Raw genomic sequence first — 13,925 nt, forward strand, 5'->3', positions numbered from 1 at the left:
CATGGATGAAATGGATTTGTTATCTCTCGTCATTCACGATATGAATAATTGATGAACCTTCGATCCATCGACCTCAATCTGCTCGTCGCGCTGGACGCACTGCTGACCGAGCGTCACGTCACCAAGGCGGCAGACCGCGTCGGTCTCAGCCAACCCGCGATGAGCAATGCGCTCAACCGGTTGCGCGCGATGTTCAAGGACGAGCTCCTGGTGCGGACCACGACGGGGATGAAGCCCACACCCCGCGCCACCGAACTGGCGGAGCCGCTGCGCCAGGTTCTGCGCCAGGTCGAGCGCGTGATGGCGAGCGATGCCGGCTTCGATCCAGACAAGACGGAACGCACCTTCACGATCAGGATGTCGGACATTCTTGCGTGCCTGCTGCTGCCGCGACTCGCCGCAGCGCGGCCGCCGGAGGGCCGAATTTCCTACAACACGATCCATCTGCCGCCTTCGCTTACGATCGATGCGCTGGAGCGGGACGAGATCGACGTCGCGGTGAGCATGGGGCTCGAACATTCCGCATCGATCCGTTCCGAGACGCTGCTCCGCGACCGCATGGTCTGCCTGATGCGACGCGGGCACCAGATCAAGCGCGCACGGCTGACCTTCGAGCGCTTCATCGCGCAGGAGCACATGAAGGTCTCGATGAGCCCGACCGATCTTCGCTTCGTCGACGACGTGCTCGCCGAACGCGGCCATCGAAGACGCATCGCCCTGAACGTGCCGCATTGGCTGGTCGTGCCCCATGTCTTGAAGAAGACCGATCTGCTCGCGGTGATGCCGAGGCACCTCGCAACCGTGCTGATGGACGACGGTCTGAGGATGGAGGAACTGCCGTTCGAGTCCGCGCCGTTCGACTGGATGTTGTACTGGCACCGCAGATACGATCAGAGCAATGCCAACGGCTGGCTCCGCGACCGGATCAGAGCAGCGTGCTCCGACCTGAACTAGGCGCCGAGGTCCGCCGGCCTCCGCGCCATCGACGACCGCCCTCCCGCCTCGGCGTCCGTGACCGCCGACGCGTCCTCGAGAGATCGTCCCTTGGTCTCGAAACCGAACACGAGGAAGACCACGGCCTGGAAGACGAGGATGCCGGCCAAGGTCGTCAGCACGCCGGTCAGCCCCTGCCAGGCGAAGATCGCAACCACGACGTATTGAACCAGCGCGGTCGCGATGCGTCCGGAGGTGGCGCAGATCGCCGTGCCGCGAAGCCGATACCGCGTTGGAAACAGTTCGGGGACGTGCATCGCGAACCCGGTCGCCAGCATCACGTAGATCGCCGTGATCAGCAGGAAGCCCACGGCCGCGAGCGCAACACCATCCGGCATGTATGGATAGGCGATACCGAGCGCCGCGGCCGCAATCGACGAGCAGACGATCGACAGCCTGCGTCCGAGCCGGTCCGCCAGCACGAGCCCGATCAGCGATCCGACCGGGCCGCCCAGCGCCATCACGGTGGTGTAGCCCAGCGAGGAAACCACGCTGTGGCCGCCCTTGACCATGAAGGTCGGCAGCCAGCCGATGAACCCGTAGAGGCTGAAGCCGACGACGATGTGCAACAGGCTGCCGAGCAGCGTGCGCGCGAGATAGGGCGGCTGGAACAGACGCCAGACCGCGCCCGGAGACTCCTGCGCCGGCGCGCGGGCAGCGACGGCAGGCAGTTTCGCCTTGCGCGCGGCCTCGGCTTCGATCGCCGACAGGATCTTCTCGGCTTCATCGGCACGTCCGTTGGCGGCGAGCCAGCGCGGCGATTCCGGCATCGACTTGCGCAGAATCCAGACGACCATCGCAAGACAACCGACAAGGCCGAACATGTAGCGCCATCCAAGCGTCGGGATCACCCACAGGCCGACCATCGACGAGACGAACAGCGAGAAATTGGTGATCACGGCCAGCAGCCCGATCCAGCGCCCACGCGAGGAAGCCGGCACGAATTCCGTCAAGGTCGCATAGCCGACCACGATCTCCGCGCCGAGGCCAATGCCGATGATGAAACGCAGGCCGATCAGGACGATCATGTTCGGCGCGAAGGCCGCGGCGATCGAGGCGAGGCCAAAGATCGCGAGGTTCATCTGGTAAGAGAAGCGGCGGCCGAAGCGGTCACCGAGGATGCCGGAACACCACGCGCCGATCGTCATCCCGACGAAGGTCGCGGAGACGAATGCGGCGTTGAGCTCGAGTGTCGACCATCCTTCCTTCAGCACGGCGCCCAGCACGCCGCCGGCCAGATAGATATCGAACGCGTCGAGGAACATGCCGGCCCCGATCAGGGCCAGGATGCGCCAGTGGAATCCGCAGATCGGCAGCCTGTCGAGGCGCGCGCCCGCGTTGATGTCGATGTCGGCGGATCGCGCCATACCAAACCTCCCTGCCCGGCCTTTGGCAGCCGGATGCTCCGTCACCGATTGATGACGCGCAGGGGGTCGTCGTCCAATTCAAATCGAAAATTCGACTATTTGGCGCGGTGATGAAGCTGACGAGACCGCATGATCGCGTTCCATCCTGACACCGGGCTGACGTGCATTCGCCGTCGTTAACGATCCCGCCGTCGCGCGATCTCGAAATCACGGTGTCAGCACAAACATTCACAACGGGTTCATGTCGCCGCCACTATTCGACTCCAACGCTGGGGGAGAAGATTGGAGTATGTGCCATGCGCCGCATCGCCGGACTGCCTTTCGCCCTGGCTCTCAGCCTCTGCTGTTTCTCGCCGCCACACGCTGCGCGCGCGCAGCTTGCCATCGGCATCACCGCCAATGCAGCGCCGCCGCCATTGCCGGTCTATGTCCAGCCGCCGATCCCCGCGCCCGGCTACATCTGGACTCCGGGCTATTGGGCATGGAGCGACGACACCGGCTACTACTGGGTGCCCGGCACATGGGTGCTTCCGCCGGCGCCTGAATTGCTATGGACACCCGGCTATTGGGGCTGGAGCGACGGCGCCTACGCCTTCCACGCCGGATATTGGGGCCCGACCGTCGGCTTCTACGGCGGCATCTCTTATGGCTTCGGCTACACCGGCGTCGGCTACGAGGGCGGCTACTGGCGCGGCGGCAGCTTCTTCTACAACAGCTCCGTCAACAACATCTCGAACGTCTCGGTCACCAACGTCTACAACAGGACCGTCGTCAACAACACGACCAACGTCAGCTACAACGGCGGCACCGGCGGCACCACGGTGAAGCCGACGCCGCAGCAGCTCGCCGCCCAGAACGGGCAGCACATGGCTGCGACCGGCGAGCAGACGCGGCACGCGCAAGCGGCGATGAAGAATCCAGCGCTGACGCTCGCCAACAACCATGGTCATCCGGCAGTCGCCGCGACCGCGCACGCAGCACGGTTCAGCGGCGCCGGCGTGATCGCCGCGCGCCCGGGCAAGCCGATCGCGGCGCCGCCGCCCCGACATGCGCAGACTGCGACGGGCCACGCTTTGCCGACGGGACACGCCCTGCCGACTGCGCATGCTCTGCAGGGCGCCGGCGCACATCCCGCACCGGCGCCGCACGTCGCTCCGCCGGCGTCAAGACCGCAGCTCGTGCAGCATGCACCGCCGCAGCCACGCGCGGCCGCGCATCCGCCGGCGCCGCGCGTCGCGCAAGCTGTTGTGCGTCGGCCCGCGTCGCCGCAGGTGTCTCGGCCGGCGCCGCGGCCTCATCCGGCGCCACGGCCGCATCCTGCTGCGAGGCCGCATCCGGCGCCACACCAGCACTCATGATCGGGCTCATCGGCGTGCCTGCGAGGGCACGCCGATGTCGTATGAGACCCCATCGCGGGCACCACGGCACGCGATGCACTCATCAATCCATGGACTTTTGGGTGCGAAGCGCGTCGTCAAGCCAGCGCGTCAGCCGCGCACCTGATCCCGTCGTAGATCTCCACGAGATCGGCTTCCGTCACGCAGTAGGGCGGCATGACGTAGATCGTGTTGCCGAGCGGCCGCAGCAGCAGGTTCCGGCGTTGGAAGAAGGCCTGAAGTTTTGGGCCGATGCCGGCGAGGTAGCCCGCATCGCTTGCCTTCAGGTCGAGTGCGGTGATGGTCCCGGTGCGGCGGACGTTTTCAAAGCGTGCATCGATACGGAATGGTGCGATCAGGCGCTCCTGCATCGCGGCAACCGAGGCGACGCGCTCGCCCGCGCCGTGTTGCCAGAGTTCGAGGTTGGCCCTTGCGGCGGCGCAGGCGACCGGGTTTGCCGTGTAGGAACTGGAATGGAAGAACGTGCGCGAACGATCGCTGGAATAATGCGCGTCGTAGATCTCGGCGCGGCACAGCGTCACCGCGAGTGGGAGCGACCCGCCGGTGAGGCCCTTCGAGTAACAGGCGATATCCGGGCTGACCTCGGCCTGCTCGCACGCGAACAAGGTGCCGGTCCGGCCCCAGCCGGTCATGACCTCGTCGGCGATGAACAGCACGTTTGAGGCTTCACAGATGCGCTTCATCTCCTTCAGCACCCAGGCGGGATACATCAGCATCCCGCCCGCGCCCAGGATCAGCGGTTCGACGATGAACGCTGCCGCGGATTCCTTCCTGCACGCGGCTTCGAGCGCGTCGAGGGTCGCTTGCTCATGACCGGCGGCCGGAAACGGGACTGACGCGACGTCGAACAGCAGGGGTTCATAGGCCTTGTTGAACACGCCGCGCGCGCCGACCGACATCGTCCCCACAGTATCGCCATGGTAGGAATGCTGCATGACGATGATCTGCGTGCGCGTCGCGCCGATATTGTGCCAGTAGCCGAGCGCCATCTTCAGCGCCACTTCGACGCTGGTCGAGCCGGAATCGGAGAAGAACACGTAGTCGAGGCCAGGGGGCGCGAGCTTCACTAGCTGTGCGGCAGCCTGTTCGGCCGGATCATGGGTATGACCGGCAAATATGATCTGGTTGAGCTGTTCCGCCTGGTCCTGAATCGCGCGCACGATGTGCGGATGGCAATGGCCGTGGGTCACGACCCACCAGGATGCGATCGCATCGATGATGCGGCGATCATCCGCGGTGTAGAGATAGGCGCCCTCCCCACGCACGATCCTGGTCATCTCGCCGTGCAGCGCGTGCTGGGTGAACGGGTGCCAGATCGGCGACTTCCGAGCGGATGTCATGGATTGAAATCTTCCCGCTGGAACGACGCCTTGAACGCTGCCCGCAGCGTGTCTGCCGCAAGCGGAGCAAGCCAGGGCAACCGGCCCAGCCGGCGCACCTGCCCGATCTCGCAGATCGCACGCTCGCTCTCGGGATTGCTCTCGCCGATGAAGGCGATCCCGAGGATGTCGATCCCGCGTTTGCGCAGCGCCTCGACCGACAACAGCGAGTGATTGATGGTGCCGAGCGCGGTGCGGGCGCAGAGCACGACCGGAAGCTGCCATTGCGCGAAGACGTCGATATAGAGCGTGCTGTCGTCGAGCGGCACCATCAACCCGCCGGCGCCCTCGATCACCAGCGGCCGGTCCCCTACATCGGGCACGCCGAGCGCGGCAGCGTCGATGCGCACGCCGTCGAGGGCCGCGGACTGATGCGGCGAAGCCGGCGTTCGAAGCCGGTAACGCTCCGGCACGATGCGACCGGCCGGGAGCCCGCCAAGTCGTGCGACCAGTTGCGCATCGGTTTCCTCCTCGAGGCCGGCCTGAACCGGTTTCCAGTAGCGCGCGCCGAGGAAGCCGGCGAGGCCAGCGGAGAACACCGTCTTCCCGATCCCGGTATCGGTGCCGGTGATAACGATCCGGCTCGTCATCGCGACCAGCCTTTCGTCTCCTCGACCAGCGCGTCGAGCAGCGCGCGCACGTCGTCCTCGTCGACATTGAGGGTCAGTGCAATGCGCAACCGCGCGGTGCCCGTCGGCACGGTCGGCGGCCTGATGCCTCTGATATCGAAGCCGCGCGCCTGTAGTGCAGACGCCAGTTGCATCGCGCGCGCATTGTCGCCGACGATGTAGGGCACGATCTGCGAGCGCGACGGACTGCGCCAACCGCGCAGGTCGAGCTCGCGATGCGTGAACGCGACCAGTTTTGCCAGGCGCTGCTGATGCCCGGGCTCCTGCTGCAGGATCAGCAGCGCCTCGCGCACGGCGACGGCCACAAGCGGCGACGGCGCGGTGGCGAAGATGAACGGGCGGCAACGATTGACCATGAAGTCGCGCAGCACGGTCGAGGCTGTGACCAGCGCGCCGGCGGCGCCCAGCGCCTTGCCGCAGGTATGAACGATCACGAGGTTCTCGCGCCCTTCATAAGGTGCAGTGTGCCCACGCCCCTGCTCGCCATAGACGCCGGTGCCGTGCGCCTCGTCCACCATCAGGAACGCGTCGTGTCGGTCCGCGATGGCGACGAGGTCGTCGAGCGGTGCGACGTCGCCATCCATGCTGTAGACGCTTTCGACCACGATCCAGACCCGGCCCGTGCCGCCCTCGGCGCGCCAGCCGCGAATGGTGTCTTCGACCGACCCGGGATCATTGTGCGCGCTGATCCGGAATTCGGCCCGGCCGGCCCGCGCGCCTTCATGGATGCTGGCGTGCACGAGAGAATCGAGCACCAGGAGGTCGCCGCGCTGCGGTAGCGTCGTCAGTACGGCGAAATTGGCGACGTAGCCGCCGCCGAAGAACAGCGCCGTCTCGGCCCTAAAGAACGCGGCGGCTTCGGCCTCGAGCCGTTCGTGCTCCTCGCAATTGCCGCGCAGCAGCCGCGACCCGCCGGCGCCGATCGGCGTGCCGGCATCGAGCGCGGCCGAGACCGCATTCTTGATGCGCGGCGCGCCCGCGAGCGCCAGATAGTCGTTCGAGACGAAATCGATGCCCGCGCGCGGCTTGAGACCGCGCAGCCGATCGGCCTTGCTCAGGGCGTGCAAGGCCGCGGCGTAATCAGCGACCTTGGCCGCGTGGATTGCGCTCATGCTTCTCTCTCAGATTTGTCGTTGGTCGCGCGGCGAATCCCGCCGCGCGCGTGCCGGAGCTGCGCTCAGGCGAGGGCGGAGTTGATGCCGAGCCGGTCCAGCAGATGGGCGTCGCGATCGCGCTGCGGGTTCCTGGTGGTCAGCAGCACATCGCCGATGAAGATCGAATTCGCGCCGGCGAGGAAGCACATCGCCTGCAGCTCGTCGGTCATGTATTGCCGTCCGGCCGACAGCCGCACCACGCTCTTCGGCATCATGATCCGCGCGGTGGCGACCAGACGCACCAGCGCGATCGGATCAGGCCGTTCCGCGGTGTCGTTGACCGGAACGCCCTTGACCTCATTCCACAGATTGATCGGCACGCTCTCCGGATGGCTGGGGAGATTGGCAAGCAGCATCAGCATGCCGAGCCGGTCATCGACCTGTTCACCCATGCCGATGATGCCGCCGCAGCAGACCTTGATGCCGGCGTCGCGCACATGCGCGAGCGTATCGATGCGGTCCTGCAGGGTGCGGGTGGTGATGATCTTGTCGTAGAACTCGGGCGAGGTGTCGACGTTGTGGTTGTAGAAATCGAGCCCGGCGTCGGAGAGACGCTCGGCCTGCTTTGGCGTCAGCATGCCGAGCGTGACGCAGGTTTCCATGCCCAGGCCCTTCACCGCGCTGACCATGTCGCAGACCTGATCGAGATCGCGGTCCTTCGGGCTGCGCCAGGCCGCGGCCATGCAGAAGCGGGTTGCGCCGGCGTCCTTGGCGCGCTGCGCGACCGCGACCACTTCGTGCCGCGGCATCAGGCGAGTGGCCTTCAGGCCGGTGTCGTAATGTGCGCTCTGCGAGCAGTAGCCGCAGTCTTCCGGGCAGCCGCCGGTCTTGATGCTGAGCAGGCTCGCGGTTTCGACATGGTTCGGATTGAAGTTGGCGCGATGCACGCCTTGCGCCTGAAACATCAGGTCCGCGAACGGCAAATTGTAGAGTGCTTCGGCCTCTGTACGGTCCCAGGTCTTGCGGGGCGCTGCACTGGTGCGGCTGTCGGTCCGTTCGATTTCCACGACATCAACCATAGGGCTTGCTTTCTCGCTTGCTGTGGATCATAGATAATCTGAGATATTATCTATGATCTATGGACTTAGAACGATGCTAGCCGAGCCCGAACGCGCGCGCACCCGTTTTTTCGATAGATAATCTATGACAAACGAGGGCGAGAACACGACCACCGCGGGGCGCATCGCCGAAGCGATCGGCGAGCGCATCATCAGCGGAGAATTGCTGCCGGACGCGCCGCTGCGGCAGGACCATGTCGCGCGCGAATTCCATTCGAGCCACGTCCCGGTGCGCGAGGCGTTCAGGCAATTGGAGGCGCAGCATCTCGTCGTTGCGGTGCCGCGACGCGGGGTGCGGGTCGCCCCGCTCGACACCAGGTCGGTGAAGGAAATCGCCGAGATGCGCGCCGCGCTCGAAGTGGTCGCGTTGCGCAATGCCGCCCCCAGGCTCACATCGGCCCATCTGGCACGGATCGAACTCGCCATGATCGAAGGCGACAATGCCGAGACCGTGCAGGATTTCGAGATGGCCAATCGCGCCTTCCATCATGCGCTGGTGGCGCCCTGCGCGATGCCGCGGCTGCTCGCCAGCCTCGACGGCCTGCAGCTGGCGAATTCGCGGCTGGTGTTCGCAATGGCGCGCAACGCCGGGTGGCGGCCGCGGCCGAGCCAGGATCATCGCGTGATCCTGCAGGCGCTGCGCGCCCGCAACATCGAACAAGCCTGCAGCCTGCTGGCGCGGCATATTCAAACCATCGAGCGGCTTGCCCTGCCGGCGGCGTGATCACTTTGCTCCGAATCGAGCCGCGGACTCCGGTTCACCTCGCCCCGCGCGCGGGGAGAGGCATAGGCCGCCTTCAGCGGCCGTCCCCAAGAACGCCGAAGCCAAGGCTTCGGCTATGACGCATCGGCAGATGCGTTCCGGGTGAGGGGGAGTCTCCGCGAGAGTATCTGTCTCCGTGTGCGGAGGGAGCCCTCACCCCAACCCTCTCCCCGTGAGAACGGGGCGAGGGGGCGCGCCGCCTTTGCGACCGCCATTCAATCCAATCCCATCACTCTCTAAGCGATCGCGACGATCTCCAGTTCCTGATCGCCCGAGCCTGCGACGTCGCCCAGGGCTTTGCCCATCAGCGACCTCGCCACCGGCGAGACAAAGGAAATCGAGCCTGCCTTTGGATCGGCTTCATCCTCGCCGACAATGCGATAGGTCTGCACCCGCCCGTCGGCGCGGCTGAAAGTCACCGTGCTGCCGAAGGCAACGGTTTCGGTGGAAGCAGGGTCAGGCACGACCTGCGCGGTGCGGAGCCGCTCCGTGAGATAGCGCGCGTCGCGCAGTGGGGCCGCCGACTGCCGCCGCCGTTCGTTGACGTCCTCGAGCTGCTGCGCAGTCTCGTAAGCCTCGCGCGCCTCCTGAAGATGGCGCTCCAACGCTCTCCGTCCGGCTTCGGTCACCAGGTTGGGATGCGGCGAAATGGGGCGGTCCGGCAACAGCGTTTCCGACGCCGTCTCGGCACTTTCTTCCTTGGTGAAGGCAACGCTCAATCCAGAACTCCATCGATGAGGCCAGCAGCATAGACCCGCCCCACGCGCTCCGCTAATGCGCGAAGGGATTAGGCGGGATCTAATGCGAGGCAGGCTGTTCCGCCTTGCTCCGTCTGCCGAAGCGGTTCTTTACACCCTCGCGCCAGCCCTGGAAGGTGACGAACAGCATCGGCACCAGGAAGATGCCGACCGAGCTTGCGGCGAGCATACCGCCGAACACCGCGGTGCCGACCGCGCGGCGGCTGATTTCCGCGGCACCGGTCGCGACCACCAGCGGCACCAAGCCGAGGATGAAGGCAATTGATGTCATCATGACGGCGCGGAAGCGCATCTGCGCGCCCATCGTCGCGGCCTCCGTGATCGGCTTGCCGGCCTCGCGCTGCTCCTTGGCGAACTCGACGATCAGGATCCCGTTCTTGGCGGCGAGCGCGATCAGCACCACGAGGCCGATCTGGCCGTAGAGATCGAGGTTCAGACCCGCGAGCTTGATCGCAAGATAGGAACCGAACACGCCGACCGTGACCGACAGCAGCACGGGAATCGGGATCGTCCAGCTCTCATACAGCGCGACCAGGAACAGATAGGCAAATAGCACCGCGAGCCCGAGGATGATGCCGGTTTGGCCGGAGGCCGCCTGCTCCTGATAGGCCGTGCCGGTCCACTCGTAGGAATAGCCGGAAGGCAGCGTCGACTTGGAGAGGTCGGCCATCGTCGCGATCGCGGTGCCCGAGGACACGCCCGCCGCCGGGCTGCCGTTCACGGTGACCGAACGATAATTGTTGTAGCGCGTGATCACCTGCGGTCCGGTCACGATGCGCAAGGACGCGATGGAGCGGATCGGCACCATCTCGCCGCCGCTGTTGCGCACATAGATCTGCCAGATGTCGGGAATGTCGCGGCGATCGGCGGCATCTCCCTGCACATTGACCTGCCAGGTACGGCCGAACAGGTTGAAGTTGTTGACATAGATGCCGCCGAGCGTGGCCTGCAGCGCGGTGAAGACGTCGGCCATGTTGAGGCCGAGCGCCTGCGCCTTGGCGCGATCGATATCGAGATAGACCGACGGGTTGGTCGCGGTGAAGGTCGAGAACACGCGGGCCAGATTCGGATTGCGGTTCGCAGCACCGATCAGCCCGCCCATCACGCTGCTGAGCGAGGCCGGATCCTGCCCTTCCAGTGCCTCGAGCTGATATTCGAAGCCGCCGGAGGTCGAAAGCCCGATGATCGGCGGCAGGTTGAACGGCAGCACCGATGCCTGACGAATCTGCGATCCCCCGACGAAGGTCTGCCCGATCGCCGCCTGCACCGAGTCGGTGACGGCCTTGCGGTCGGCGAACGCCTTCATGCGCGCCACCATGAATGCCGAATTCGGCTCGCTGGCTCCGTCGAGCAGCGAGAAGCCGATGATCGACAACACATGGTCGATCGCCGGATTCTTCTTCAGAAGCGCCTCAACCTGCTTGGTCACCTCGCTGGTGCGCGCCACCGACGCGCCGTCGGGCAATTGCACCGCGATGAAGAAGGCGCCCTGATCCTCCTCGGGCAGGAAGCCGGTCGGCGTGATCTTCGACACGCCGAACACCGCGCCGGCAAACACCAGCACCGCAACCAGCGACAGCACCGCCACACGAACCAGCCGTTGCACCACGCCGGCATAGCGGTCGCGCACCCAGTCGATGCTGCCGAGCACCCGTCCCATGATGCCGCGGCGCGGTCCGCCATGGCGCAGGAACACGGCGCACAGTGCCGGCGACAAGGTCAGCGCATTCAGCGCCGAGATCACCATCGCGGCGCTGATGGTCACCGCGAACTGGCGGAACAGCGTGCCGGAAATGCCCGGGATGAACGCGATCGGCACGAACACCGAGAGCAGCACAAGCGAGATCGCGATGATCGGCGCGGTGATCTGCGCCATCGCCTTCTTGGTGGCGTCGGCCGGCGACAGCTCCGGCTCCTCCTCCATGACGCGCTCGACGTTCTCGACCACGACGATGGCGTCGTCGACCACGATGCCGATCGCAAGCACCATCGCCAGCAGCGAGACCGTATTGGCGGAATAGCCGAGCGCGAGCAGCACCGCGAAGGCGCCGATCAGGCTGACCGGAACCGCGACCGCCGGGATCACCGTGGCGCGCAGATTGCCGAGGAACAGGAACACCACGATCACGACGAGCACGAAGGCCTCGCCGAGCGTCTTCATCACCTCCTTGATCGTATCGGACACGAAGGTGGTGGAGTCGTACTGCACGAGATAGGTCAGCCCCGGCGGAAACCGCTCCGACAACCGCGCAAGCGTGGCCTGCACCGCCTTGGCCGTGGTCACGGCATTGGCGCCGGGCGCGAGATAGATGCCCATCGGCACGCCGGGATTGCCGTCGATCCGCGACTCTGAATCCATGTTCTGCGCGCCGATCTCGACGCGAGCAACGTCCCTGATCCGCAGCACCGATCCGTCCGGATTGGCCCGCAGCACGATGTCGCCGAACTGCTTGGATGTCGTCAGGCGGCCCTGCGTCTGCACATTGAACTGGAACTGCTGGTCGTTGCTGATCGGACGCGCGCCGATGCGGCCGACCGGTGCCTGCACGCTTTGCGCCCGGATCGCGGCGATCACGTCCGACGGCGCCAGATTGAGGCTGGTCAGGCGCTGGGTATCGAACCAGATCCGCATCGAATAGTTCAGCTTCGCGAACAGCGAGGCCTGCCCGACACCAGGCGTGCGCGAGATCGCGTCCAGCACGTTGATGATAGCGTAGTTGGTGATGAACAGCGGATCCTGATCGCCGCTCTTGCTGTACAGCACGATGAATTGCAGCACTGCCGAGGATTTCTTCTGCACGGTCAGGCCCTGCGCCTGCACCTCGGTCGGCAATTGCGCGAGCGCGCTCTGCACGCGGTTGTTGACGTTGACGGTGTTGATATCGGGATCGGTGCCGAGCGCGAACGAGACCGTCAGCGTGTAGCTGCCGTCATTGCCGCTGGTCGATTTCATGTAGAGCATCTTGTCGACGCCCACGACCTGCGCTTCCAGCGGCTGGGCGACGCTCGATTCCACCACTTCAGCCGATGCGCCGGGGAACACGGCGGAGACCGTGACCTGCGGCGGCACGATGTCCGGGAACTGCGCGACCGGAATCTGCATCAGCGCCAGCGCGCCCGCGATTGTGATCACGAACGCGATGACGATCGCAAGCCGCGGACGATCGACGAAGACGGCAGAAATCATGGGTTATTGCCCGTCGATTTCGGCGTGTTGCCGGCGCCGCCGTCCGCCGAAACCTTCATGCTCGACTGGATCAGCGCGCTGACGGGCCCCGGCGCCACCACCTCGCCCGGCTTGACCTTCTGCAACCCCTCGACGACGACCTTGTCGCCGAGCGAGATGCCGCTCGTCACCGCCGCAATCGTTGCGGTCGATTGCCCAAGCTGGATCCGCCTTTGCTCGGCCTTGTTGTCCGCGCCGACGACATAGACATATTCGCCCTGCTGGTCCGACAGCACCGCCGAACGCGGGATCGCGAGCACCTCGACCGGCTGCACGCCTTCGAGGAGAACGGTCACGAACTCATTGTCGGTGAGTTCGCGGACCGAGCCGCCGGCTGCGACGGAGGTGTAGGTTGACGGGTTGGGGATGACGCCGCGCAGGGAGATGGTGTCGGTGTTCTGCGCGATCGTGTTGTTGACGAAGTTCAGCTCGCCGGTCTTGTCGTACAGCCGGCCGTCCGGCAACCGCAGGCGGATGACGACGGCCTTGAAGCCGCCGCGCGTCGCATAACGGTCGCGCAGATCGAGCGCCTCGCGCACCGGCACGGGAAAGGTAACATACATCGGGTCCTGGCTGACGATGGTCGTCAGGGTTCCCGAGCTCGGCGTCACGACGTTGCCCTCGGTGACCGCGGTGCGTCCGATCCTGCCGTCGATCGGCGAGTGGATCATGGTGTAGTCGAGATTGATCTGGGACAGGTCGACCTGCGCCTGCGCGGCCTGCACCTGCGCCTCGAGGCTCTGCTGGTTGGCGACCGCCGCATCAACATTGGATTGCTGGCCGGCCGGGCCGCCCATCAAAGCCTTGGCGCGATCGGTGGTCAGCTTGGCGTTGACCAGCGTCGCCTGCAACTGGGCGACCTGTGCCTTCTTCGATGCGAGATCGGCTTCGAACGGGCCGCGCTCGAGTTGGTACAAGAGATCGCCGGCCTTGACCTCGGAGCCCTCGACAAAGTTCCGCTTGTCCAGGAACGCGGTCACACGCGCCACCACGTTGACGCGGTTGGGGGCCTCGATGCGTCCGAGAAATTCATTGGTTTCGGTGATCGGCCGCTTTACCGCCTCGAACACGCCTACAGCAGGAGGCCCCGGCGGCCCCGCCTGGGCATGGGCCGCTGATACTCCCGCCGCCACCAACCCCGCCGATACGAGAACCCCTGCCAAACCGCCGAGCATGCGTTCCGTACCACTCATGCAGTCCA

At 65.6% G+C, this 13,925-nt stretch carries 11 protein-coding genes; 3 read left to right on the forward strand and 8 right to left on the reverse strand.

The annotated features are described in order from the left end of the window. Positions 1–51 precede the first annotated feature (51 nt). The gene (locus tag AKL29_RS05290) at positions 52–954 is read left to right on the forward strand and encodes a LysR family transcriptional regulator (protein ID WP_028335587.1); all 903 of its coding nucleotides are present in this window, start codon (positions 52–54) and stop codon (positions 952–954) included. Here AKL29_RS05290 and AKL29_RS05295 read toward each other — a convergent pair. Next, entirely contained in the window at positions 951–2,360 is a 1,410-nt protein-coding gene (locus AKL29_RS05295) for an MFS transporter (protein WP_028335586.1), read from the reverse strand. The two genes, AKL29_RS05290 and AKL29_RS05295, sit on opposite strands and share 4 nt — an antisense overlap. A 296-nt stretch (positions 2,361–2,656) precedes the next feature. Between AKL29_RS05295 and AKL29_RS43830 the strand changes: the two genes are divergently transcribed. After that, complete coding sequence (locus AKL29_RS43830; RefSeq protein ID WP_050383378.1) at positions 2,657–3,718, forward strand: YXWGXW repeat-containing protein; 1,062 nt, start codon at positions 2,657–2,659, stop codon at positions 3,716–3,718. Positions 3,719–3,834: 116 nt separating this feature from the next. Here the strand turns inward: AKL29_RS43830 and AKL29_RS05305 are convergent, their stop codons facing one another. From AKL29_RS05305 to bioB, 4 genes are all read right to left on the reverse strand, one after another. Further along, a complete protein-coding gene (locus tag AKL29_RS05305; RefSeq protein ID WP_050383379.1) occupies positions 3,835–5,097 on the reverse strand; it encodes an adenosylmethionine--8-amino-7-oxononanoate transaminase in 1,263 nt (420 codons plus the stop codon). Further along, the gene (gene bioD / locus AKL29_RS05310; protein ID WP_050383380.1) at positions 5,094–5,726 is read right to left on the reverse strand and encodes a dethiobiotin synthase; all 633 of its coding nucleotides are present in this window, start codon (positions 5,724–5,726) and stop codon (positions 5,094–5,096) included. Before bioD ends, AKL29_RS05305 begins: the two co-directional genes overlap by 4 nt. Continuing rightward, positions 5,723–6,877, reverse strand: a complete 1,155-nt coding sequence (locus tag AKL29_RS05315) for an 8-amino-7-oxononanoate synthase (protein ID WP_050383381.1) — start codon at positions 6,875–6,877, stop codon at positions 5,723–5,725. The genes bioD and AKL29_RS05315 overlap by 4 nt, the downstream gene beginning before the upstream one ends. A gap of 65 nt (positions 6,878–6,942) precedes the next feature. Further along, positions 6,943–7,938, reverse strand: coding sequence for a biotin synthase BioB (gene bioB, locus AKL29_RS05320; RefSeq protein ID WP_028335582.1), 996 nt, complete (start codon positions 7,936–7,938; stop codon positions 6,943–6,945). A 124-nt stretch (positions 7,939–8,062) separates the two neighbouring features. On the opposite strand from bioB, the gene AKL29_RS05325 reads away from it, so the two are divergent. Then, a complete protein-coding gene (locus AKL29_RS05325; RefSeq protein WP_028341425.1) occupies positions 8,063–8,701 on the forward strand; it encodes a GntR family transcriptional regulator in 639 nt (212 codons plus the stop codon). A gap of 275 nt (positions 8,702–8,976) precedes the next feature. Here the strand turns inward: AKL29_RS05325 and greA are convergent, their stop codons facing one another. From greA to AKL29_RS05340, 3 genes are all read right to left on the reverse strand, one after another. After that, the gene (gene greA / locus AKL29_RS05330; protein WP_050383382.1) at positions 8,977–9,459 is read right to left on the reverse strand and encodes a transcription elongation factor GreA; all 483 of its coding nucleotides are present in this window, start codon (positions 9,457–9,459) and stop codon (positions 8,977–8,979) included. Between the two features lie 79 nt (positions 9,460–9,538). Beyond that, positions 9,539–12,685: an efflux RND transporter permease subunit gene (locus AKL29_RS05335; protein ID WP_050383383.1), complete on the reverse strand. Its 3,147-nt coding sequence runs from the start codon at positions 12,683–12,685 to the stop codon at positions 9,539–9,541. Then, on the reverse strand, positions 12,682–13,917 hold the full coding sequence (locus AKL29_RS05340) for an efflux RND transporter periplasmic adaptor subunit (protein WP_244481767.1): 1,236 nt from the start codon (positions 13,915–13,917) through the stop codon (positions 12,682–12,684). Before AKL29_RS05340 ends, AKL29_RS05335 begins: the two co-directional genes overlap by 4 nt. Positions 13,918–13,925: the final 8 nt, after the last annotated feature.

The organism is Bradyrhizobium pachyrhizi, assembly GCF_001189245.1.
GTDB classification, from domain to species: Bacteria; Pseudomonadota; Alphaproteobacteria; order Rhizobiales; family Xanthobacteraceae; genus Bradyrhizobium; species Bradyrhizobium pachyrhizi.

What these genes read in the sequence shown, in the direction of transcription:
- AKL29_RS05325 (WP_028341425.1), top strand. Translation starts at nt 8,063, where the DNA reads ATGACAAACGAGGGCGAGAACACGACCACCGCGGGGCGCATCGCCGAA.
- bioB (WP_028335582.1), bottom strand. Translation starts at nt 7,938, where the DNA reads ATGGTTGATGTCGTGGAAATCGAACGGACCGACAGCCGCACCAGTGCA.
- AKL29_RS43830 (WP_050383378.1), top strand. Translation starts at nt 2,657, where the DNA reads ATGCGCCGCATCGCCGGACTGCCTTTCGCCCTGGCTCTCAGCCTCTGC.
- bioD (WP_050383380.1), bottom strand. Translation starts at nt 5,726, where the DNA reads ATGACGAGCCGGATCGTTATCACCGGCACCGATACCGGGATCGGGAAG.
- AKL29_RS05340 (WP_244481767.1), bottom strand. Translation starts at nt 13,917, where the DNA reads ATGAGTGGTACGGAACGCATGCTCGGCGGTTTGGCAGGGGTTCTCGTA.
- AKL29_RS05315 (WP_050383381.1), bottom strand. Translation starts at nt 6,877, where the DNA reads ATGAGCGCAATCCACGCGGCCAAGGTCGCTGATTACGCCGCGGCCTTG.
- AKL29_RS05290 (WP_028335587.1), top strand. Translation starts at nt 52, where the DNA reads ATGAACCTTCGATCCATCGACCTCAATCTGCTCGTCGCGCTGGACGCA.
- AKL29_RS05295 (WP_028335586.1), bottom strand. Translation starts at nt 2,360, where the DNA reads ATGGCGCGATCCGCCGACATCGACATCAACGCGGGCGCGCGCCTCGAC.
- AKL29_RS05305 (WP_050383379.1), bottom strand. Translation starts at nt 5,097, where the DNA reads ATGACATCCGCTCGGAAGTCGCCGATCTGGCACCCGTTCACCCAGCAC.
- AKL29_RS05335 (WP_050383383.1), bottom strand. Translation starts at nt 12,685, where the DNA reads ATGATTTCTGCCGTCTTCGTCGATCGTCCGCGGCTTGCGATCGTCATC.